We start from the raw sequence: 21917 nt of genomic DNA, 5'->3' as shown, positions 1-21917 counted from the left end.
CTCTGTTCACCATCCCTGTGATGGTGTTTCTTGCAGCAATACTATTTCATCAAATGTTAGACAGAACATAAAGAATATAACACCAAAAGAGCGTACAAATAATTACAAACAAAATGTAAAGTACTTTACAGATTTATAGACACCAAGTGTTTACAATTCAAATAAGGTTACTTCCACTTCTCTTGTAATCTCACTAAGCTGCCTATAGAAGACAAAATAATGTAACCGTTTTCTTTTGTTAGTATCCTCTCTTTTCTTAGCTGCCTAAAAACTTGGGCAACTGTCACTCTAGATGTGCCTGCTACATTGGCCATCTCTTGTTGAGTGAACCGAATCGCAATACGAATACCATTATGCACTTCTGCTCCATATGTTTGAGCTAGTTGGATTAATAATTGCAGGACTCGAAATCTTGCACTCTGATAAGAGAGTTCTACAATTTGAGAAGTCATAATCAGAAACTTTTTATCAAGATTGAACAGATAAAAAGATAGGAGGGCTGGATACTCTAGTAATAAACGCTGAAATTCTATTGCCGAGAAACTCAACAACTTGCAAGACGTAACAGGAACTGCACTCGTCAAATATGTATTTGTTGCGTACAAGCCTAAATCTCCGACAATGCCGTTTTTTCCAATGATCATAATCGCTTTTTCTTCACCCAATTTGTTGATAATCGATAGGCGAATCCGACCTTCCACAACCACATATATCTGATTGATCTCCTCCTCTTGATCGAAAAGAGTTTGATGCTTGCTCAAAGTAACGATTTTCGCTCGAGAATAAAACGGACTCCAATCAAATTGTAAATGTTCTATCCACATGGAAACATTAGCCTTTTTTTGCATTTGATCCGCCTCATTTACACTCAATTCTTAGGGGTGACAACCATGTCCAAACAACAAGAAGCCATCTTTGACCGTGAAAATGATCTCCAGAGAAAGCTGTCACAAAGACAATTGACGATGATTGCCCTTGGTGGTGCCATTGGGACTGGATTGTTCATGGGTTCAGGTATCGCGATTGGTTATGCCGGACCCGGAGTTTTAATCAGTTATGCAATTGCAGCAATTATTGCCCTTACGATGATGATGTGTTTATCCGAAATGACATTGGCTCATCCTACTTCTGGTTCCTTCGGCTCCCATGCAGAGCGATATATCGGGAGCTGGGCAGGTTACTTGGTTCGCTATACGTATTGGGCGGCGCAGGTGATCGCGATCGGCGGGGAGGCAACAGCAGTCGCGCTCTATATGCAATATTGGTTTCCCCAGACACCAACATGGCTTTGGATTGTGATTTTTGCCGCTGTCATCATCTTTGTCAATGCTCGTTCGGTCAATAATTTCGGTGCCTTTGAATATTGGTTCTCGACGATTAAAGTAACTGCAATCATTGTCTTTATCATCTTAGGATTTTGCGCTGTTTTTGGCATTGGCTCTACTGCTACTGGATTTCACAACTATACTTCCAATGGTGGATTTATGCCAAATGGATTTTCTGGTGTGTGGATGGCTGTATTGATGGCAATTTTCAGCTTCTATGGTGTTGAGGTAGTTGCTGTAACTGCTGGGGAAGCAAAAGATCCGCAAAAGGCGATTCCAAAAGCGATGAAATCGATGGTATTACGTTTAATTTTGTTTTACATCTTGTCGCTCGGCATCATGCTTGCCGTCGTTCCTTGGGAACATACCGGAGCTCAAACGGTAACAGAAAGCCCGTTTGTTAAAGTATTTTCCCACCTTGGTATCCCTTATGCTGCTGGTATTATGAACTTTGTTGTCCTAACAGCTGCCTTGTCCAGTATGAATACAAACTTATATCTGTGCAGCCGGATGTTGTTTTCTTTAGGACGCGGTGGTTACACCCCAAAAGCACTTGGAAAGCTGAACAAACGCGGTGTACCGCTTAACGCCTTATTAATTTCTAGTATTGGACTAGCTATTGCCATGCTGCTCAATGTATGGACTCCCAATGCATTCGGTCAATTATTTGGCATCTCTATCTTTGGCGGAATCTTCGTTTGGATCATGATCTTTCTCACGTTTTTGCGTTTTCGCCAAGAAAATGGCAAGTTACAAGACTTATCTTATCATGCACCATGGCATCCAGTTCCTGCCTTTGTAGGTCTGCTTTTACTGATTGGTATTCTCGTAACGATGCTGTTTAGTCCCGATTGGCAGTATGCTTGGTATTTTGGTGTACCTTGGATTGTATTGGTTCTCATCTCTTACTACTTCTATGGAAGGAGAGCTCACCAATGAGTTTATCCCACTATCGAAAAGAATTTCCGATCCTAAAGGAAAAAATTCATCTTGGTAACTGTTCACAAGCTCCTCAATCTACGCCTGTTTTAAAGGCGATGGATGAGTATTTTCAAAACTGGAGAACCATCGGAATGGATTGGGACTATTGGATGACAGGAGTAGAGAGAGCAAAAGCGAGTTTTGCTAAACTAATTCATGCAGAAGCGGACGAGATCGCAGTGGTGAGCTGTGTTTCAGATGCAGTAACGAGCATTGCCAGCACTTTTCCATGGCAAAACCGAAAAAAAATCATCACAACAGAAGCCGAGTTCCCATCTGTCGGCCACGTTTGGAATAGCTTCGCCAAAAAAGGATTAGTTGATCTAGCATTTATCGCTTCTGAGGATGGGCTTTATGCTCCAGATCAACTTGATGGTTTACTCGATGAAAATACCGCATTGGTATCTATCCACCATGTTGGATATTACAATGCTGCAAAACAGGATCTAAGAGCTTTTGCAAAAAAAGCACACCAATACGGAGCAAAATTGTTCATTGATGCTTATCAATCCATCGGCACTTGTGATATCAACGTGAAAGAATTAGATATCGATATGCTCGCCTCAGGAAACCTTAAGTATTTACTCGGTATCCCTGGTGTTGCATTCCTTTATGTCAAAAAAGAACTCGCCGAACAAATCGAACCTGCGATGACCGGCTGGTTTGGGCGGATCAATCCTTTTTATTTCGATGCTACCCATCTCGATTTTGCCGAAGGTGCAAAGCGGTTCAACACTGGGACCCCACCAGTAATCGCAGCTTTTGCAGCTCGTGGAGGGATGGATTTTCTGTTGGATGTAGGCATGGATCGGATTGAAAAACGTATCCTCGAATTATCCGAATACACTTTGAATGGAGCGAAAAAACGCGGATTAGAAATCTCCAGCCCACTTGATCCATTGAAGAAAGGTGCATCTACAGCTATTCGTGTTGGGGATGCACACAAAGTAGAAAGCTATTTGGCGAAAAATCAAGTGATCGGTTCAGCAAGAGCAGATGTAATCCGTCTTGCCCCCCACTTTTTCACAGAAGAAAAAGAAATCGATCGAGCACTCGATCTCGTGGTAGAAAGCTTGGAACAATGAAAGCTCAAGAATGTCTAAATTATTTATGGATTACACTTGGCACTTGTCTCATTGCCGTTGCCTTTCATTTGCTAATCGAGCCAAATAACCTTCTTGTCTCGGGAACAGGTGGCATTGCGCTGCTCATCGTACATTTCTTTCCTGTTTCCTTAGGGCTTGTCTACTTTGTGCTGAATACACCCTTATTTTTGATCGGCTGGCGCTTTGTAGGCACTCGTTTCTTGCTGAAAAGTATCTGGGGAACCGTCAGCTTATCGCTTTTTCTCTCCCTGTTCGCTTTTCTGCCTGGTATTCCTTATCCCATATTGGGAGCAATTTTAGGCGGGATTCTATCAGGAATTGGGATTGGCATCGGAATTTCAGCAGGAGGGACTACAGGCGGTACAGACATTCTCTCCGTTGTCATTCATCAGAAATTTAAGTGGTCTATTGGAAAAGTCATGTTTTGGATCAACTGTGCGATTGTAATTGTTGGAACATATCTATTTGGCTGGGAAAAAGCAATACTTACAGTCCTTTCTCTCTATGCCACGACATGGATGGTAAATATCATCCTAAAAAAATATCCCCCTTCACAAGCAAAAGAACATCTCCAGCTGTGAGATGTTCTTTTCTATCCATTATTGAATTTTATTCGCTTCGCTTTCACTTTTCGTAACTTTCTTCTCTTCGTCGTCCAAAACACCATTCATCCCATTTTTAAACTCGCGAAAGCTTTTCCCTACTGCTTTTCCAAGTTCTGGCAGTTTTTTTGGACCGAAAAGGAGGAGAGCAACGATTACAATCAAAATCCATTCAAAACCGTTTATGCCCATCTTAATCCCTCCGAAACATTATTGACCATTTTATATTATACTACCAACGAGGAAAAACCAAAAAGGAAAATCTTGCATTACTTCGTAGCAGCGTTATTTTTCTTGCGTTTGATCAGCCAATGAATGCCAAAGTAAAGAATAAATAAAACTACCGCACCGATCGCAATATAATGAATATAGTTTCCTGCAACTGCTTCGATATTTTTCCAGTTACTTCCCAGCTCCATTCCTAAATATAAAAATAAGATGGACCATGGAACAATCGCAAGCGTGGTAAGGGTGATAAATCGTGTAACTGACATTTTTGCAATCCCTGCTGGGATGGAAATAGCATGCCGTACAACAGGAAGGAAACGAGCTCCAAAAATTACTCCTGTCCCGTAATTTTTGAACCATTTTTCCGATAAATCGAGATGGCTTTTTTTGATCAATAAAAACTTCCCGTATTTCTCCAAGAAAGGTCTTCCACCATAATAACCGAGCCAATATAGAAACAGTTGAGCTATTACTCCACCGATGGTTCCTGCAATAACTGCTCCGATAAAGGAGATTTTACCAGAATCAACTAAAAAGCCTCCATAAGCGAGGACGATTTCACTGGGAATGACTTCTACCATTAATCCTAATGCTATTCCAAAGTATCCGAGATCTGTTAACCAATTTAGTATCGAAAAAAAGACGTTTTCCATGAATTTCTCCTTTTCTCTCGTTCTTTTATATAAGAATGATAGACGACAATACGCAACTCGTCCACCATTGTCACACAATCGATCTAGATGTTCGGTCTTTGTTTGGTTTTCCAAAAGCTCATATTCTCATTACAAAACATGGGAGGAAAGTCAATTATTCATGTTCCATTCACATATCTCCTCTATACTAAAGGCAAGAAAAAATATACAAAGGAGAATCCCGTATGGCTCGTATTTTGGTTGTAGATGATGATGATCACATCCGTGAAGTAGTGAGTATCTTTCTGAAACAAGAAGGCTATGTAGTGGAAGAGGCTGTACATGGCAAAGAAGCACTGAAACTTCTTGATTCCATCCAAGTAGATATGGTTATCTTAGACATCATGATGCCACAGATGGACGGTTTTGAGCTATGTACCGAACTTAGAAAGTTTTACGATTTCCCCATTCTCATGTTAACTGCCAAAGGAGAGACCACCCATAAAATAAAAGGATTTCGCGTTGGTACCGATGATTATTTGACGAAACCGTTTGAAGTAGAAGAATTGGTAGTTCGTGTAAAAGCACTACTTAGAAGATATCAAATTATATCCTCTAACCGCGTACAATTGGGAGAGTTACTGTTAGATCGTTCACGGCATGAAATATTGTACAAACAAACTCCTATCTCTATTCCTCTCAAAGAATTTGAGCTCTTATTTGAGTTTGCCAATTATCCAAACCGAACCTTAACCCGTGAACATCTGATCGAACGCATTTGGGGCTATGATTTTGAAGGAGATGAGCGAACCATCGATGTACATGTTAAACGCCTTCGCGAGAGATTTCCAGAAAAGCAATACGACTTCGCTATTCGGACGGTACGCGGGTTGGGCTACCGTTTGGAGGTAGTACAGCATGGCTAGGCTGAAAAAAGTTCTAGGCCCTTTAGCAGGAATCGGTATCGTTTTATTCTTCTGGTCCCTTTCTTATTGGTTGGTAAATCTGTTATTTCCTACTCTAAAAGATGTAACAAGCGAATATGTGAAAGATCTACTCATTGGATTTTTGGGATTTGTATTGATGATGTCAACCATGTATCTAATTGGAAAAATATTCAGCTCTCGTCGAGATGATGTTTTTCATGTCATTGTCGATGCCATCAAACAGATCAGTAAGGGAAACTTTAAAGTTAAATTAAACTTAGGAAAACTCAATAAAGGACATCCCTTTGCAGCATTAGCGAGCAGTATCAACGATATGGCAGAAGAACTTGGGGAAATGGAAAAAATGAGGCAAACTTTCATCTCCAATGTCTCCCATGAGATCCAGTCTCCACTCACCTCCATCCGCGGGTTTGCCCGTGCCTTGCAAAATAATGAGCTGTCACCGAGCCAGCGTACACACTACATCGACATCATCATTACCGAAAGTATCCGCCTGTCAAAGTTGAGTGACAACCTAATGAAACTAACTTCGTTGGAATCGGAACATCATCCATTTGTCGCTACTGACTACAGGTTGGACAAGCAATTGCAACAAGTGATTTTAGTAAATGAACCGCAATGGTTAGGTAAAAAAATAACGGTAGAACCTATTTTGGAGGAAATCACCATCTATGCAGATGCTGACTTGCTCAACCAAGTGTGGACAAACTTATTGCATAACAGCATCAAATTTACAGATGAACATGGTTCCATCACTATTTCCCTAAAGCAAACAGGCGAAAATACAGTTGTTCAATTTACTGATACAGGATCAGGCATTTCCGAAGAAGATCAGCTTCATATTTTTGAACGATTTTATAAAGGGGATAAATCACGAAACCGCAATGCTGGAGGAAGTGGTCTTGGACTCTCCATCGTCAAAAAAATTGTTGAACTTCACCATGGAACGATTCAAGTGGAAAGTAAATTAGGAGAAGGAACTACCATAACCGTTTCCATTCCCTTAAAATATGGGAAATAGAACTTAGGCATCTGAAAAAGATGTCTATTTTCGTTTCAGTAGGAAAATTTTTCTTTACGAAATAGACAAAAAATTTTTGCTGGGAATGCTTTACAATACAAGTAAAGTACAAGGATGAGGAGTGAAGTAATGTCAAAAATACTTTGGAAATGTTCCATTATCACTTTTTCTTTACTTGTCAGCCTTTCCATACAACCTACCTATGCAGAAGAAGACAACCCCACAAAAGGAACCATCGTCTTCCAAGAAGATTTCCATGACTTACAAGTAGGTGTAAATAAAAAATGGGGCTGGGAAACAGGAGCTTATGAATTTTGCACGACCAATCCTAAAAATAATAAGTTAGATAACCTCACTACCGAGGCGATGAAGATTGTTGATGGTAATTTACATATCCAAGCAACGCCAAAAGGAAATGGATATTGGGATACAGGGCTTGTCACCACAGGAGATTCTTGTGACTCTGGGGGCAGCCAATTCCAAGCTCAAGCAGGGGACTTCCTCTTGACACATGTCAAGCTTCCAACTGGAAATGTTGGTGCTTGGCCCGGCTTTTGGACTTGGAAAGATGGCAATAATGAAATCGATATATTTGAGTGGCATTCGGATAATCCTCACAAACTAGAATTGACCAATCACGTTAAACCAGCAGGTTCCATCTATGAAGATGAATCGCTCATCGGTCCTGGAAAATGGATTTACATTGGCACCAAAATCGGCGAGAACAACAACACATGGTATGTCGGTTCCACTGAAGACAACCTAAAAGCTGTATACTCCGATCACACTGGGGTAGGGCCCAATTGGTCTGCATTTTTAATCTCCAATCTGTCGGTAGACAATGGACAGCGAGGACCGCAAGGAGATCAGCCGATTGATTATGATATTGATTTCATCAAAGTATTCCGTTAATTTCCAATTTATCGTTTGACAACTCCGCACGGCTAAAGCCGTGGAATTCTTGGGTAATCCTCGGTAATCCAAGGAAATTTACCAAGCTTAAACCGCGAGCCCCGCGGCAAGTAATCTTTTTCCTTCTTTCAAAATGTTTTTGGCTGCATTGATGTCTCGATCATGGTGAATACCACATTCTGGGCATGTCCATTCTCGCAGTTGAAGTTTCTTCACTTCTTTGTTTATATAGTCACAACTCGAGCAAAGCTGACTGGATGGGTAGTTTTTCCCTACCCTTACCAATTTCCTTCCGTATTCTTTCGCTTTGTATGCTAACATCGTAACAAACTCCGACCACGAAGCATCGGTGATCGATTTCGCCAGCTTATGATTTCTCACCATGTTTTTTACTTGCAACGTTTCGATACTGATGACTTGGTTTTCGTTCACCAGTTTCGTGGATAGTTTATGTAAAAAATCATGGCGGGCATGGGTGATTTTTTCATGAATACGGGCTACTTTTATGCGGGCTTTGTGCCAGTTGGAGCCGTCTTTCTTTCTTCTCGCCATCATTTGCTGCGCTTTTGCTAGCTTTTGTTCGTATTGACGAAAAAAACGGTTCGCATTCTTTTTCGTTCCATCATCAAAAATAGCAAAGTCTTTCAACCCTAAATCGATTCCAATGGCTTCTTTTCTCGTCGGAACAGATCGCAAGTAACACCCCTCGCAAAGGATGGATATTTTGTATTTTCCGGTAGGAGTCCGACGGATCGTAGCAGACAAAATACGACCACTTACTTCTCGGGAGGGGACAAACTTTACCCAGCCTAATTTCGGCAATTTGATTTTGTTTCCCTCGATTTCGATGGTCGGTCTGCTATGTTTGGGATAGTTACACTGAGTTGTATACGCCTGCACCTGATTTTTCCTGCTTTTGAAACGCGGCGCATCGTTTTGCTTACGAAAAAAACGCTGGAAGGCATCCGCAAGGTGTTTCAATGTGTTTTGCAAGGAAGTGGAATCGACTTCTTTTAACCACGTTAACTCTCGTTTTTTCTCCGTCAAGATACGGGAACAGGTAGAATAGGACAGACCTTTCCCTGTTTCTTGATACACTTTGTTCCATTCCCCAAGAAAATGATTGAATACAAAACGGCTACAGCCAATGGATTTGTGAATCATCATCGCCTGTGCTCTGGTAGGTCGAAGCCGGTAAGAAAATGCTTTATGCATGGAATCACCCCCCTCGTTGGAATTTTGCGAATAGTGTAGATCATATGTTTGTCATTTGTCAAGTATATTTCAAAAATAGTCAGGCTTGGGAAAGGAATCTTTCTAACACTCACTTTCATCCCACGATTCAAACCGTGGGTTTTCTTGCTCGCAATCTTATAATAGAATACAAGTATTCCTGCTACAGGAAAGGCAGCCATGACTATCCAAACTCTCGAAGAGGCTGAAGAGGCTATTGCCATGCTTGCGAAGGAGGCGAAGAGTCAAGAAGAACAAAACTTGATTCTCGTCTTGGAGTGTTACGCAGGAGGCGCTTGCTTTCTGTTCGACAACCCCTTCGCAAGCCAGATCGAGATGGAGATCGAGCGACTCCGAGCAGGGGAGCCCTTGCAGTTTGAGTACGTTCCTCTAGTCGTCGATCTGCTCCACTTCTTCGCTAGACCCAGATAGTTTCCATGGGGGGGCCTAACTTAGTAGGATGGATGTGAAATTCGTTCAATCGAACATCGCATCCCCCCAATTTGAATATAAAAGCCTCATTTGGGGCTTTTTTGTTCTTTTTCTGCGCTATAAACTTTCTTCAAAATGAATAAACCACCAAACAACCCTTTCTTCATAGTTGTTGGTGGCCCTTTTTTTCATATCAAATTGTCTAATCATCATTAGGAGCAAGACGAAATTGGTGTGCTGGAGGCGGAATGAAATCGCGCATTAGCTTTCCTCCTTACGTCAAAAATACTCTCGATGAACTTAGACTTTCTTAAAGATTATATTAGGATATCCTATTTTCTTATAAGGATTCCTCAAATAAATTATAACAATAAACAACGAAAAATACAATGAATTCATTCTATTATGAAATAAATTCGCTAGTGGTGTTTCTTCCACCATGACTACAGAGTTGTTAAGTAAAGTACAGTAAAAAGAGATAAACCATCATTTAAAAAATTATTAAAAAACGAATAAGTTTTATATATGAATCTTCCCATTTTATTTTCCATCCTTTATACTAAGTTCGCAAAAATCCTACTCCCTTACGGAGGATTCACATGACTCGCCGCCCTCTCACCGTGGAACAGGCAGCCGAGGTCTTTCAGATCATCATCAACGAAGTAGAACGCCCTGAGGGCTGTGCGATGGAGTCGATTCCATCCGGAAACCCGGTCATCCACGACCTCGGCTCCGTTCTCGACGCCTACCGCAACCTCAAGAGGCTGGTGACTGGAGAAACTACACTCGACCAGCTCAAGAAGAAGCTCCAGTCCAATTCGGGCGCCTACTTCTTCACGATGATGTATGTCCGGATCGCTCGCGGTGAGCAGGAGGCGCCGCCTAAGAGCCACGAGCGTTTCCTCGCTGCACTGCGAACCCTCGGCGAGGTGCTGAAGGGACAGGAGAAGGAATCGCTCTCCCACAGCACCAATCGCTTCCTCGCTGCGCTGCGAACTCTCGTTTACATTCGTAAGAAGCGGGAGGGCCGGAAGAAGTAGTCCCTCATAGGGGGAAAGGGCAGTGTTGGAGTGGAAACAGAAAAACATCCACCCGACACTGCCCGGCCGAATATAAATCCCATTCATATAAACGTTCCAACACAAAAAAGACCACTGTACACCAGTGGTCTTTCATACGTTAAATCATTAGAGTGCTTCCGAAACAGACTGCGCCTGCAAGAACAACAAGAGATAATCCCGTCCGCCTGCTTTGGAATCGGTACCGGACATGTTAAATCCGCCAAATGGATGAACTCCTACTAATGCTCCTGTACATTTGCGGTTAAAGTAAAGGTTTCCAACATGGAATTCTTTGCGTGCTCTTTCCAACTTCAAACGGTCACGGCAGATGACAGCACCAGTCAATCCAAACTCGGTATTGTTGGCAATTTCAAGTGCTTCATCAAAGCTGTCTGCCTTGATAAATGCGAGCACAGGACCGAAAATTTCTTCTTGGGAGATGCGTGCTTTTGGATCTACATCAGCAAAGACAGTAGGCTGGATAAAGTATCCGCTTTCGTCCCCTTTTTCCCCACCTGCGACGAGACGGCCTTCTTTCTTCCCGATCTCAATGTACTCTAAAATTTTATTATATGCTTTATCATCGACAACAGGACCTAGATCGATGGAAACATCATCTGCTTCGCCTAGTTTCAGGCTTTTGGTTTTCTCGGTTACTTTCGCTAAAACTTCGTCATACACATTCTTATGCACGATTGCGCGAGAACAAGCAGAACATTTTTGACCAGCAAAGCCAAATGCAGATTTGACAATCGCATCCGCTGCTAGATCGAGATCAGCATCTTCATCCACGACGATGGAATCTTTTCCACCCATCTCAGCGACCACACGCTTGATCCACTTTTGTCCTGGCGCTGTTTTTGCCGCTTGTTCGTTGATGCGAAGCCCTACTTCACGAGAACCTGTGAAAGAAATAAAGCGAGTCATCGGATGTTTAACAAAGTATTCCCCGACTACAGGACCAGGACCAGGAACATAGTTGACAACCCCAGCTGGAAGTCCTGCTTCCTCAAGTATTTTGACAAATTGGTAAGCGATTACATTGGTAGGAGTGGCAGGTTTTAAAACAACTGTATTACCAGCTACAATCGCTGATGTTGTCATCCCTACTGTAATCGCAAGAGGGAAGTTCCAAGGAGGAATAATCGCTCCAACCCCAATTGGTAAATATCTCAATTCATTTTGTTCGCCGATCAGTGGTGTTACTGGCTGACGCTCACTGAGGCGAAGCATCTCTCTTCCGTAAAACTCCATAAAATCGATAGCTTCTGCTGTGTCTCCATCTGCTTCTGGCCAGCTCTTACCTGCTTCCATCACCATCCAAGCAGAGAATTCATGTTTTTTGCGGCGAAGAATCGCAGCAGCTTTAAACAATACGCTGGCACGAGCTGCCGGGTCGACATGTTTCCACCATGAAAAAGCGTCTACAGCGGTCTGCATCGCTTGTTCCGCAAGTTTTTCATCTGCTTCTGAAACAATTCCCACTACTTCTTTTGTATTGGAAGGATTGATGGAGTTCACCTTTTGATCCGTTTTAATATGTTTTCCGCCAATAATCAGATCGTACTCTTTTCCTAGTTCCGATCTGACTTTATCCAAAGCAGCTTCAAATGCTTTGCGATTTTCTTTAACGGAGAAGTCGGTAAAAGGTTCGTTACGAAATGGAATCATATCAATATTTCCTCCTAATTTTTTATAACTCGATAAAATTGTAACGCAGTTACGACCTAAAAACAATCATTTACGGGACTCTATTGTCTATTTTCTCTATAATTTGTATAATAACAACTGTAAATTAAAGTTTATTCATTATTTCATAGTAGAAGTAGGTGTAGTCATGTCATTTGCAAGAAAAGTTGTCTTATCCCTAGCCGCAAATCCAGTGATTCGCTCGATAGCTGGCAAATACGGTTTAAAGCTTGGCGCAGGGCGTTTTGTCGCAGGAGAAACGCTGCAAGAGGCGATTACTCGTGCTGGCGAATTAAATGAACAAAACTTGTGGGTAACCTTAGATCACTTAGGGGAAAGTGTCACCTCGAAAGAAGAGGCTATAGAAGCTACCCGTGTAGCTGTCGATACCTATTCCGCTATTTATGCAGCTGGACTCACGAAAACAAACGTCTCTGTCAAGTTAACACAACTTGGTCTAGATATAGATTCCGCTTTTTGCTTAGAAAATATGAAAAAAATTGCAGCAAAAGCAAAAGAAACCCATAATTTTTTACGGATTGACATGGAGGATACTCCACGAATAGAAATAACGATGGACATCTTCCAAACTTTACTATCCGAATATGGAAGCGCTACCATAGGACTCGTCATCCAATCTTACCTCTATCGGTCGGAGCAAGATGTAGCACAACTAGGAAAACAAGGAGTCAATCTACGAATCGTAAAAGGTGCCTATAAAGAGCCGAAAGAAGTAGCCTTTCCAGCAAAAAAAGATGTCGACGAGCAATTTATTCAATTAGTCAAGCAGCATCTTACCAATGGGGCTTACACAGCAATTGCCACTCATGATGAAAACATGATTTATCCCTTACTCGCTTGGATCAAAGAGCAAAACATTGCCGATCACCTCTATGAATTTCAAATGCTGTACGGAATTCGCACGGATCTTGCACGGAAATTAGTAGCGGAAGGTTATAAAGTGAGAGTTTATACACCCTTTGGCAAACAGTGGTATCCATATTTTACTAGACGATTAGCAGAAAGACCAGCAAACGCTCTTTTTATCCTTAAGAACTTATTCAAAAAATAAAGTACGGAAAGTCAGGTTTATCAAACTTAGACCGTGCTAAAAATAAAGTTACATGAAAAAAGAGCCCAAATGCTCTTTTTTTGTTACTATATATAAAGCAAATTATTGCAGGCTGCCATTTATCAAGAAGGGGGCTAAAAAATGGAACTGCAAGAAGAAATCCTATCTGTGTTATCGGAAAATGCTCGACTCACCATCGAACAAATCTCGCATATTGTAAATCAACCTGAGGATAAGGTACGGGAGACTATTGCTTTATTGGAAAAAAAACAAGCTATCATTGCCTACCAATGTGTGATAGATTGGAAAAAAATCGGAAAGCAAAAAGTTCGTGCACTCATCGATGTACAAGTTACTCCTCAGCAAGCCCATGGTTTTGATGTAATTGCCAAAAGGATTGCGATGTATAATGAAGTGGTTAACGTTTATTTGATGTCTGGAGCATATGATCTTTCCATCACATTGGAAGTGGATTCGCTTGAAGCAGTTGGACTTTTTGTAACCGAAAAACTCGCCCCACTTGATTTTGTAGTCAATACCAGAACACATTTTATTCTAAAAAAATACAAAGAGGCAGATGTTCTTCTCGATACAGATGGTCCTGATAATCGACTGCATATTGCCCCTTAATCTGGAAAAGGTTGTGTTGACATGGATTTAGAGTCTAAACTATCTCCCATTGTAAGAGATATGGCTCCATCTGGTATACGTCGTTTTTTTGATCTTGTAAATCAAATTCCTGACGCTATCTCTCTTGGAGTGGGAGAACCCGACTTTGTCACTCCTTATCACATTCGTAAAACGGTAACGGATTCATTGGAGCACGGACCTACTAGCTATACATCCAACCAAGGTCTGCCTGAACTGCTATCTGCGGTTTCCGAATATTTACGGAAACGCTTTGACTTATCTTATCATCCTGAAACAGAAATAATCACTACATTTGGAGGCAGTGAAGCCATAGATCTAGCCTTGCGTGCTCTCATTTGTCCAGGTGATGAGGTAATGGTAGTAGAACCTTCGTATGTATCCTATGAACCTTGTGTTGTATTAGCTGGTGGTATCCCAGTCCCTGTTGCTACTCATGCGAAAGAAGGTTTCAAATTACGAGTAGAAGATTTAGAACGCTGTGTTACCCCTAAAACAAAAGCTCTTATTATCAGTTTTCCTAACAACCCAACAGGCGCTATCATGACAGCAGAAGATTATACCCCTATTGTCGAGTTTGTAAAAAAACACGAGCTGATTGTGATATCCGATGAAATATATGCTGAGTTGACCTATAAAAACAAAAATCACGTTTCCATTGCGTCTTTCGATGGAATGAAGGACCATACGATATTAATAAATGGCTTTTCCAAGTCATTTGCCATGACTGGATGGCGAATCGGTTTTATCGCTGCTCCAGAAATTTTATGGAGAGGCATGTTGAAAATCCATCAGTACACCGCCCTTTGTGCACCGAGAATGAGCCAGATCGCAGCACTTGAAGCACTGCAAAACGGTCTGCAAGAATGTCTGAATATGAAACAGCAATATGATCGAAGACGTCGTTTCGTTGTTCACTCTTTAAGTGAAATGGGTCTGACTTGTATGGAACCAGAAGGTGCTTTTTACGTCTTTCCTTCTATCACATCTACTGGATTAGATGCCGAATCATTTGCTGAACAGCTTTTACTTGAAGAAGGAGTAGCTGTAGTGCCAGGAGGAGTATTTGGTCCAAGCGGAACGGAACACATTCGCTGTTCCTATGCTACATCATTGGAACGACTGGACGAAGCAATGAAGCGGATGAAACGCTTTGTTGAAAAGAAAAGACAAACGAATAAAGAACACTATTTACAACTTGGATGAAAAATAAGACCCTAATCAGGGTCTTATTTTTGTCATCCTTTTTTAGATATCAGATCTCACTTTGTCAAAAAGTCCGTCACCACTTGCTTAAACCGATCTTTCTCTTCAATAACCGGTGCATGTCCCGACTTTTCAAATAAGACAAATGTTGCATTTGGTATGAAAGATGCGACCTCTTTTCCACGTTCAGGTGGATTTAATCCATCATGTTGTCCACTAATAACCAGTGTTTTCGCCTCTACTTTATGTAATTCTGGGCGGTAATCAAATCCTTCCAATGCCTTGTTAGCAGCAACCTGTTGTTCTGGACTTAAAACGGTACCTTTTTCTTCCCATTGTTTTAACGCCTTTCCGACGGCTATAGGATCGTAAAACATATACTTAGTCAGATGGGTCAATTGTTGCTGAGAATCCATACCAACCAATTCTTCTGCATAGCGATGAAACATCTCCTGCATAGAGGAAGTTTTTCCATGAGCTTTCGGAACAACGAGTACTAATTTTTCAACTCGATGAGGCACCGCCACTGTTACACCTTGTGCTATATAACTTCCCAATGAATTCCCCATTACGCTGGCTTTTTCAATACCTAAGTGATCCATGAGCGCAATAACATCTTGAACATGATCTTGAAGAGTATAGGAAGAAAGTTTAGACGATTTCCCATGCCCCCGGGCATCTAAAGATATCACCCGGAAATAGGGTTTGAGAAATTCTCTTTCATAAACAAGTGTTTCTATATCTTGTGTAAGTCCATGAAGTAAGATAAGTGGGCTTCCTTGTCCTTCTTCTTCAAAGTATAGAGTTGCATTATTGAAAGCAAAGGTTGGCATTGTCTATTCATCTCCATATCAAAATCTATAATTTTATATACTCTTCTATTCTAATATACACCTTCCAGTGCAGGGGAAAGTCAAGTAATTAAATTCTATCATTTACGATATAATCAGGACAGCTTGTCATCACAACGCTATGATACATACCTTTGAAATCATGACTTCACTGCATCTAACATTGGATAAATATTCATTTCATCCAGCTTCTTCCATAACGTCTCCATCGCATTCTCAGGATTACGGTAAAATTCTCTTCCGCTGACTCTCCAAAACTTCCATCCTACCCGTTCTAAAATGCGCTGCCGCTCAAGATCCGCTTCCCATCTATCAAGTCCATACCACTTATCTCCATCACATTCTACCGCTATACGGTTACCATTACCTTCGATGACAAGGTCAATCCGCTTTCCTACACTTCCTACTTGAACTTGAGGTGTCACCCGATAACCTCTTGCTGTGATGAATTGGCACACATCCTTCTCAAAAGTCGACCCAAATAAATGATCTACTTCTTTGATTTCTGGCTTTCTCTGCTTCTGATTCAGACAATAGTTTAAAAGATGATACCGCATGCAATTCGCATTTAAATCATCTAGGCGTACAGAGTGAAACAAGACCAATTGGTCTCTCGCCCGGCTCGCTGCAACATTAAACCGTCTTCGATCAGATTCTTTTGCTAAAATTCCAATCGGCATATTGTTTGCTGCAACCATGGACAAAAAGATGATATCTCTTTCTGCCCCTTGAAATCGATAGGCATCCCCACAAATAATGTTACGTTTTACCATTTCACTCTCGCCCAATTTTTCACGGAGCAATTGTTCTATTAACTGAGCTTGATCATAACCTTGAAGAGAGATAACACCCATTGATTTCCCTCTATATTTCTCATCCCCGCAGCAATGAAGGATAAATTCCACTATTGCCTCAGCTTCTGGTTCGTTCCATGCTTTGGCCGTTTCCTTTCGGTATCCATCTTTCACATGCACAGTTAAAACCGGATAATCATACATTTCTTCGACTAGTGGTAGACGAAGTGGGTCTATCTTTCCACCATACATGAGATCATTGCTAAATTGAATAATTTCAGGAACACTACGAAAATGCTCTTTTAAGACTACTTTACTATTGGTAAAAATTCGACTAGCGGTGTCGTATAGACTCGTCGATAGCTCTAAATGATCAGCCCCGGGAATTCCTTTTAAATGTTGTTTGATTAATTCATAGTTTTGCGAACGGTCTACACCGACCGTTTCTGGACTAATTTGGTTATCGTCCCCAACAATAACTGCCTTTTTGGCACGTAACAGTGCACTCAAGGAAAATAAATTGCTTTGGCTACTTTCATCTACTATCACAACATCAAATAAGTTATTTGTGAGTTCTATGTTTTCAATGACTCGTTGAATTGGCATGATCCAAACAGGAATTGCATCCCTACAGTTATTTAGTTCTCTGCTCGCACTTTTTCGATATTTGGAAGCATATTTACCAGTACCTTTTCCGAGCTTTTTCATCATTTGCATCCAAGTAGTTAAACTTCTCTTTTGCTGCTCATCCGTCCGTTCCAATTGAGCTTTCCAAGTTTGATCTGCAACTAATTTACGAATTACATTTGCTTCTCTTCGTCGCTCTAACTGTAATTCTTCTTCCAGTTCCTCTACAGACTTATGCTGCTCTAATTCATTTAACCAATGATTCAGTTGGCTCCAAATCCACGCTTTATCTAAATCTTCTGGCGGGAATAACGGGCGCAGCGAACTAGAGATTAACTGTTCGCACCACTTGGGACAGACCTCTGTCAATCTATTTGTTAATTGTTGATAGTACAAAAAATCAGGTTCGATTTTTTCCAATCGAACGACTTCCTCACACGCCTCCTCCCACTTTCTAGCATCTTTTTGCTGGCAAGCCGCTCGTAATGAATTCCATATTGGGTGAACAGTCTCTTGTTCTTCTATTTCCTTGCTTAATTTGGAAGAGATTTGCTGAAAAAAAGCTTCTATTTCTTTGATTTGATAGTGAAATTGCAAGACTGTTAAACTATGTTGAAAGTCAGCGAATGACTTGGCATTAATCCAATCTACATCCTTTGCTCCTAATAATTGGGCAAGAGGCGCAAGAGGCTCTATAATCTTCTTTTCCCACAGAATGATCGTTTCTAGTTGCTTCAATACTTCCAGCACTTCTCTAATCCATTTTCTATCTCCTATATTGATCAGAGGCCCATCTACTTCTTCCATGATTCGATTCCATTTTATTTGAAATTTACGTTTCAATTGATTACCAACTAAACGCTGTTTGACCAAATCAAAATGCTCTTGTTTTTGGGCAGGTAAACCATCAATGAAACATTGTTCAAACAGATAAGCATATTTTTTACCAACTATCTTCTTGTACATCCAGCCTGTAGATTTATTTTGATTGATCCTTTCCACAATAATTTCGATATCTTCTAGTATCTTACGTTCTGGATGCGGGGGAAGCTGAATCTCATACTCCAGCAAACCTTTCTCGATTTGGATTATCTGTTCTAATTGCTCTTTATAATCTTTGAAAAAACGTATCCATTCGTCTTTTTGGTTTGTATGATGAACCATATCTGTTAAAATTGTTATTTTCCAATTATCTTTGGACATGTGATCAAGAAGCTTTACATTTTTATGATTTTGTTGTATTAGCGCTTCAAGAGAAAAGGATAATCTATCAGGTATTTTCCAGTCTTGTATATAAGGACTTCCTCCATCGAACTTCTGCTTCAATGTAGTAAATTGCTGTGTCTTCTCTTTAAATCGATCAAGGCTCAGTAACTGTTCTCGTTTAGGTCTCGTTAAATGCAAGCTTTCCAAATCCGCTTTTGAGAGACTTGCTAAAAGGCGATACAGCGAGACTAGTTCCTCTTTTATCAAGGGAAATCTCGTTCCAGGTACGATGGAATCGGGGAACCAATTATACTGTTCTTGTTCCTTTAGCCATTTAGCTGCTTCTAATGGCTTGAATTTTACTCCAGCAATACATTTTTCTTCATTATCTATTTGAAGTACTTTATTGATTTCCTCTTGGTTTCGTGCTATTTTTCTGCGTATTTCCTCTAACTCTTTTCGGGACAGTTGTATATTTTCATGGAGGAGAGAAATATTTTTCCGCTCCAAATTGTCAGCGATCGTGCGGACTGAATTTTCCATCTCCTGTACGGATTTACTATCTCCACCAAGCACGCTTACACATAAATCTCTTATTTCATCCGGAATTTTGTCTTTTAATACTTCTAAAGCCCGTTCCTTTTCACTCGTTACTAAAACTCTTTTACCATGGGCGAGTAAATGACAGATCAAGTTGGCAATGGTATGGCTTTTTCCTGTTCCAGGTGGTCCTTGCACTACTACCCAGCATTTCTTGCTAACTTATGTACGATTTCTTTTTGTTCCTGATTTGCAGGCAAAGGAAAGAGTAAGTTATCCTCTAAACTTTTCCACTCGCGGGAATAGGCAGCTTTGGATTCTATCCTGCTTCCATCATCAGATAAGACGAGTTTTTTTATTGTTTCTGGAATAGGATAATTTTGTTCCAATTGATGAATTACATTTTGATATTCCACATCCCAAATTCTCCCCGCTGTTTTGCGTATAAAAACAGCGGGACTGTAGGAAATCGTCAAATGAGAGGTGACTTGCTTAATCGGTGCCCAGTCTTCGATAAATTGCCCTTCAGAACTCAACATATTTGCTACCTGTTTTAAAAGACTAGCTACTTCTCCTTTGTTTTTGGGCTGCACGTCCACTTGGTCTAACTCTTGGATCATGCTCATATTCGGAATATCTAAATGCAGTAACATATCCGTTTCCACACGTGATCCCTTAGTCGTGGAACACAGCGTAAACAAACCTTGTTCAGCATCAAAGCGTAACTCTAATGGTGTTACGAGGGGATGTCTTTGTATTTTGACATCGTCTTTTTCCCAAGTTAACAAACCTTGTCCCCATACAATCTCCCAGTTATCCCCTTCATCTTGCAACAGATGATACAGCGTAAACATTTCATCATAAAACTTTTTCGCTTTCTGTTTTTCCTTTGTTTCCTTTGCCCAAGGTATCCATTCTTTTAAAAACCAATGATCAAACGCTTCCTTTCTAGCCTTATTATCAGTAAATCGTTCATAAATATCTCCTTCTTCCATCCTGCTTTCTCTTGGTATCTGCATTTTCACTTCTGGCTTTTGCTCAGGATTCCCCCAATCGATCACCCATTCTTGCAATTGCTCGGGTATTTTGGGAACAGGAGGTAAAACAGCTTTATGAGCAATAACCCACTGATCATTTTCTAATCTATCATCATGAATCCAAATATCTGAAAGACGTGCTAAATCCGCTTGCCACCAGTATTTTTCAAAATCTGTAATTTTACGTTGAATACGGTAATTTAGTTTTTTTAGTTCACACAGATATTGAAATACTTGATTCACTTTCGTCTGAACTGAGTCCATTAAAACATCCTCCACATGGCCAAAAAATAAAGATAAAGATTTATATTCGCAGCGTATAGATACCATATAAATTTAATTATACAGAAATTTACGGTAAGAACTAAACTTATGGAGACATATATTTCTCTTTAGGAAGACAACTTAAGTTGGTCAAAGAGGTTGGTGCATAAATAGATTTGAGCACTGGAAAAGGTCGCTTGATGTGTGTGTTTTCCGCGTCTGTTGTTGAAAAAACACAAAGGACGCTCCACCCACACACATCTGCGCTTTTGGGACGAATAATGCAACAACCTCCAAAGAAAAAGGCAGGAATATGGGCTCCTGCCTTTTATAACGCCTTCTTATCTGGATGATGCGTTGCATAGAAATCACGGTTATCAAAGTAATTTCCCGATTTCTCCCATGTAGGATCACAAGGAATCTGTTTGTGCTCGTCTTTCAAATACACCACATTCCAAGCGTGAGCACCTCCGCTTCCATCAGGTAAAACTGCTTGTCCCAACTCTTGTTTTACTTCAAGCCCTACCGCTCTTCCCATCGCCACCATTAAAGCAGAGTAATCAGAACAAATGCCGGTTCTCGTTTGGAAAGTTGGAATCGCCCCGTATGTGAGCGAGCGATAGTTTCCCGACTGAATGGCTAACGCTTTATTATCATCGTACTTAATATTTTCCCCAATCCATTTATACAGACGATATGCTTTTTCTCGATCGCTTCTAGCGCCTCTGACAATCGATTTTGCGGTCCTATCAATTTCAGAATTGGAATCAAATCTCGTTTGCCATGTCCAAAAGCTTTTGCTGTCTTTAGGTCCGTATTTTGCTGCTTCTTGACTAATCTGATGAAACCAATCTTGTGTTTGCTGCCCCAGAACAGGGAGTTCTTTACTCCATGCACTGGCAAGCACTGGCGTGATAACTTTCTGATCGGTCCAATCATAGACAACACTATTTTCTGCCATCTTCGAGAGGTCAGAAGAAGGCAGATAGGCTAATCCAATGTGAACTGCGAGTAGAAAGATCAACGTTTGTAAGATTGCTTTTGGAACATTTATGATTACAGCAGTTACTCTGCTTAATCCCTGCGGCAGTCGCTCTGTCCATCTGCTCACATGATGAACACTTCCAGTTAACAGCGAAATGATTGGCCAAGCGATTAATTTGAGGAGCCAATATATAAGTAATGCAAGGATAGGAACTGCTATCGCCCAAGCAAAAATACTAGCTTGTAATTGTTGTTGCACCCATTGCAATTGGTTTATATCTGGTAAACTATTAACTTTGACAAAGCTGCTTAATATCCAAAACGTGACACCATAAGAGAAAAGCCATAAAACAGAAGAACATAGAGAATGAATGCTGTATGTCAATTTATCTAATTCTCTTGGTAAACCTCTGATTAAACCTATCAACAGAGGGCTGACAAGCAAAAACACTACAATGATGGTGATCCAGTTAGTTTGCAAAACAGTAGTCCCCTTTTTGTTGATTTTCTTCCATACCT

General features: G+C 40.8%; 20 protein-coding genes. 11 read left to right on the top strand and 9 right to left on the bottom strand.

What is annotated here, in order from left to right; translation table 11 throughout:
• Window positions 1–167: 167 nt before the first annotated feature.
• Complete coding sequence (locus MK805_RS16530; RefSeq protein WP_240877023.1) at window positions 168–848, bottom strand: Crp/Fnr family transcriptional regulator; 681 nt, start codon at window positions 846–848, stop codon at window positions 168–170.
• A gap of 42 nt (window positions 849–890) precedes the next feature.
• Between MK805_RS16530 and MK805_RS16525 the strand changes: the two genes are divergently transcribed.
• From MK805_RS16525 to MK805_RS16515, 3 genes are read left to right on the top strand one after another with little or no spacing between them, the layout of a single operon-like run.
• Window positions 891–2264 (top strand): amino acid permease, encoded by a 1374-nt coding sequence (locus MK805_RS16525; RefSeq protein ID WP_240877022.1) that lies wholly within the window; start codon window positions 891–893, stop codon window positions 2262–2264.
• A complete protein-coding gene (locus MK805_RS16520; protein ID WP_240877021.1) occupies window positions 2261–3391 on the top strand; it encodes an aminotransferase class V-fold PLP-dependent enzyme in 1131 nt (376 codons plus the stop codon). The genes MK805_RS16525 and MK805_RS16520 overlap by 4 nt, the downstream gene beginning before the upstream one ends.
• Window positions 3388–3993 carry a YitT family protein gene (locus MK805_RS16515; RefSeq protein WP_240877020.1) on the top strand — a complete coding sequence of 202 codons (606 nt, stop codon included), beginning with the start codon at window positions 3388–3390 and terminating at the stop codon, window positions 3991–3993. The genes MK805_RS16520 and MK805_RS16515 overlap by 4 nt, the downstream gene beginning before the upstream one ends.
• 18 nt (window positions 3994–4011) lie before the next feature.
• On the opposite strand, the gene MK805_RS16510 is transcribed toward MK805_RS16515, so the two are convergent.
• Window positions 4012–4206 carry a twin-arginine translocase TatA/TatE family subunit gene (locus MK805_RS16510; protein ID WP_240877019.1) on the bottom strand — a complete coding sequence of 65 codons (195 nt, stop codon included), beginning with the start codon at window positions 4204–4206 and terminating at the stop codon, window positions 4012–4014.
• A 77-nt stretch (window positions 4207–4283) separates the two neighbouring features.
• A complete protein-coding gene (gene uptA, locus MK805_RS16505) occupies window positions 4284–4895 on the bottom strand; it encodes an undecaprenyl phosphate transporter UptA (protein WP_240877018.1) in 612 nt (203 codons plus the stop codon).
• 224 nt (window positions 4896–5119) lie between these two features.
• Here uptA and MK805_RS16500 point away from each other — a divergent pair, with 224 nt between their 5' ends.
• The 3 genes from MK805_RS16500 (at window position 5120) to MK805_RS16490 (ending at window position 7754) form a co-directional block, all read left to right on the top strand.
• Complete coding sequence (locus MK805_RS16500) at window positions 5120–5800, top strand: response regulator transcription factor (protein ID WP_240877017.1); 681 nt, start codon at window positions 5120–5122, stop codon at window positions 5798–5800.
• Window positions 5793–6842: a sensor histidine kinase gene (locus MK805_RS16495; protein ID WP_240877016.1), complete on the top strand. Its 1050-nt coding sequence runs from the start codon at window positions 5793–5795 to the stop codon at window positions 6840–6842. The genes MK805_RS16500 and MK805_RS16495 overlap by 8 nt, the downstream gene beginning before the upstream one ends.
• A gap of 129 nt (window positions 6843–6971) precedes the next feature.
• Window positions 6972–7754, top strand: a complete 783-nt coding sequence (locus MK805_RS16490; RefSeq protein ID WP_240877015.1) for a hypothetical protein — start codon at window positions 6972–6974, stop codon at window positions 7752–7754.
• Between the two features lie 87 nt (window positions 7755–7841).
• On the opposite strand, the gene tnpB is transcribed toward MK805_RS16490, so the two are convergent.
• On the bottom strand, window positions 7842–8969 hold the full coding sequence (tnpB, locus tag MK805_RS16485) for an IS200/IS605 family element RNA-guided endonuclease TnpB (protein ID WP_240877014.1): 1128 nt from the start codon (window positions 8967–8969) through the stop codon (window positions 7842–7844).
• Window positions 8970–9167: 198 nt separating this feature from the next.
• On the opposite strand from tnpB, the gene MK805_RS16480 reads away from it, so the two are divergent.
• A complete protein-coding gene (locus MK805_RS16480; RefSeq protein ID WP_240877013.1) occupies window positions 9168–9419 on the top strand; it encodes a hypothetical protein in 252 nt (83 codons plus the stop codon).
• Window positions 9420–10018: 599 nt separating this feature from the next.
• The gene (locus tag MK805_RS16475; protein ID WP_240877012.1) at window positions 10019–10459 is read left to right on the top strand and encodes a hypothetical protein; all 441 of its coding nucleotides are present in this window, start codon (window positions 10019–10021) and stop codon (window positions 10457–10459) included.
• A gap of 147 nt (window positions 10460–10606) precedes the next feature.
• Here MK805_RS16475 and pruA read toward each other — a convergent pair whose 3' ends face one another.
• Window positions 10607–12151, bottom strand: a complete 1545-nt coding sequence (pruA, locus tag MK805_RS16470) for an L-glutamate gamma-semialdehyde dehydrogenase (RefSeq protein WP_240877011.1) — start codon at window positions 12149–12151, stop codon at window positions 10607–10609.
• 166 nt (window positions 12152–12317) lie between these two features.
• On the opposite strand from pruA, the gene MK805_RS16465 reads away from it, so the two are divergent.
• The 3 genes from MK805_RS16465 to MK805_RS16455 all read left to right on the top strand — a co-directional run bounded on the left by MK805_RS16465 (window position 12318) and on the right by MK805_RS16455 (window position 15095).
• Window positions 12318–13241 carry a proline dehydrogenase family protein gene (locus MK805_RS16465; RefSeq protein ID WP_240877010.1) on the top strand — a complete coding sequence of 308 codons (924 nt, stop codon included), beginning with the start codon at window positions 12318–12320 and terminating at the stop codon, window positions 13239–13241.
• Window positions 13242–13382: 141 nt separating this feature from the next.
• A complete protein-coding gene (locus MK805_RS16460) occupies window positions 13383–13871 on the top strand; it encodes an Lrp/AsnC family transcriptional regulator (protein WP_240877009.1) in 489 nt (162 codons plus the stop codon).
• Between the two features lie 21 nt (window positions 13872–13892).
• Complete coding sequence (locus tag MK805_RS16455; RefSeq protein ID WP_240877008.1) at window positions 13893–15095, top strand: aminotransferase class I/II-fold pyridoxal phosphate-dependent enzyme; 1203 nt, start codon at window positions 13893–13895, stop codon at window positions 15093–15095.
• A 56-nt stretch (window positions 15096–15151) separates the two neighbouring features.
• Here the strand turns inward: MK805_RS16455 and MK805_RS16450 are convergent, their stop codons facing one another.
• The 4 genes from MK805_RS16450 to MK805_RS16435 all read right to left on the bottom strand — a co-directional run bounded on the left by MK805_RS16450 (window position 15152) and on the right by MK805_RS16435 (window position 21879).
• Window positions 15152–15928: an alpha/beta fold hydrolase gene (locus MK805_RS16450; RefSeq protein ID WP_240877007.1), complete on the bottom strand. Its 777-nt coding sequence runs from the start codon at window positions 15926–15928 to the stop codon at window positions 15152–15154.
• 158 nt (window positions 15929–16086) lie between these two features.
• Window positions 16087–19311 carry an AAA domain-containing protein gene (locus MK805_RS16445; protein ID WP_240877006.1) on the bottom strand — a complete coding sequence of 1075 codons (3225 nt, stop codon included), beginning with the start codon at window positions 19309–19311 and terminating at the stop codon, window positions 16087–16089.
• Window positions 19312–19313: 2 nt separating this feature from the next.
• Window positions 19314–20414 carry a hypothetical protein gene (locus tag MK805_RS16440; RefSeq protein WP_240877005.1) on the bottom strand — a complete coding sequence of 367 codons (1101 nt, stop codon included), beginning with the start codon at window positions 20412–20414 and terminating at the stop codon, window positions 19314–19316.
• Between the two features lie 328 nt (window positions 20415–20742).
• The gene (locus MK805_RS16435) at window positions 20743–21879 is read right to left on the bottom strand and encodes a transglutaminase domain-containing protein (RefSeq protein WP_240877004.1); all 1137 of its coding nucleotides are present in this window, start codon (window positions 21877–21879) and stop codon (window positions 20743–20745) included.
• Between the last annotated feature and the right edge of the window lie 38 nt (window positions 21880–21917).

This window comes from Shimazuella soli (genome assembly GCF_022511585.1).
Classification (GTDB): domain Bacteria; phylum Bacillota; class Bacilli; order Thermoactinomycetales; family Thermoactinomycetaceae; genus Shimazuella; species Shimazuella soli.
The sequence above is the reverse complement of the archived record's forward strand: the minus strand, read 5'-3'. Positions and strand labels throughout refer to the sequence as shown.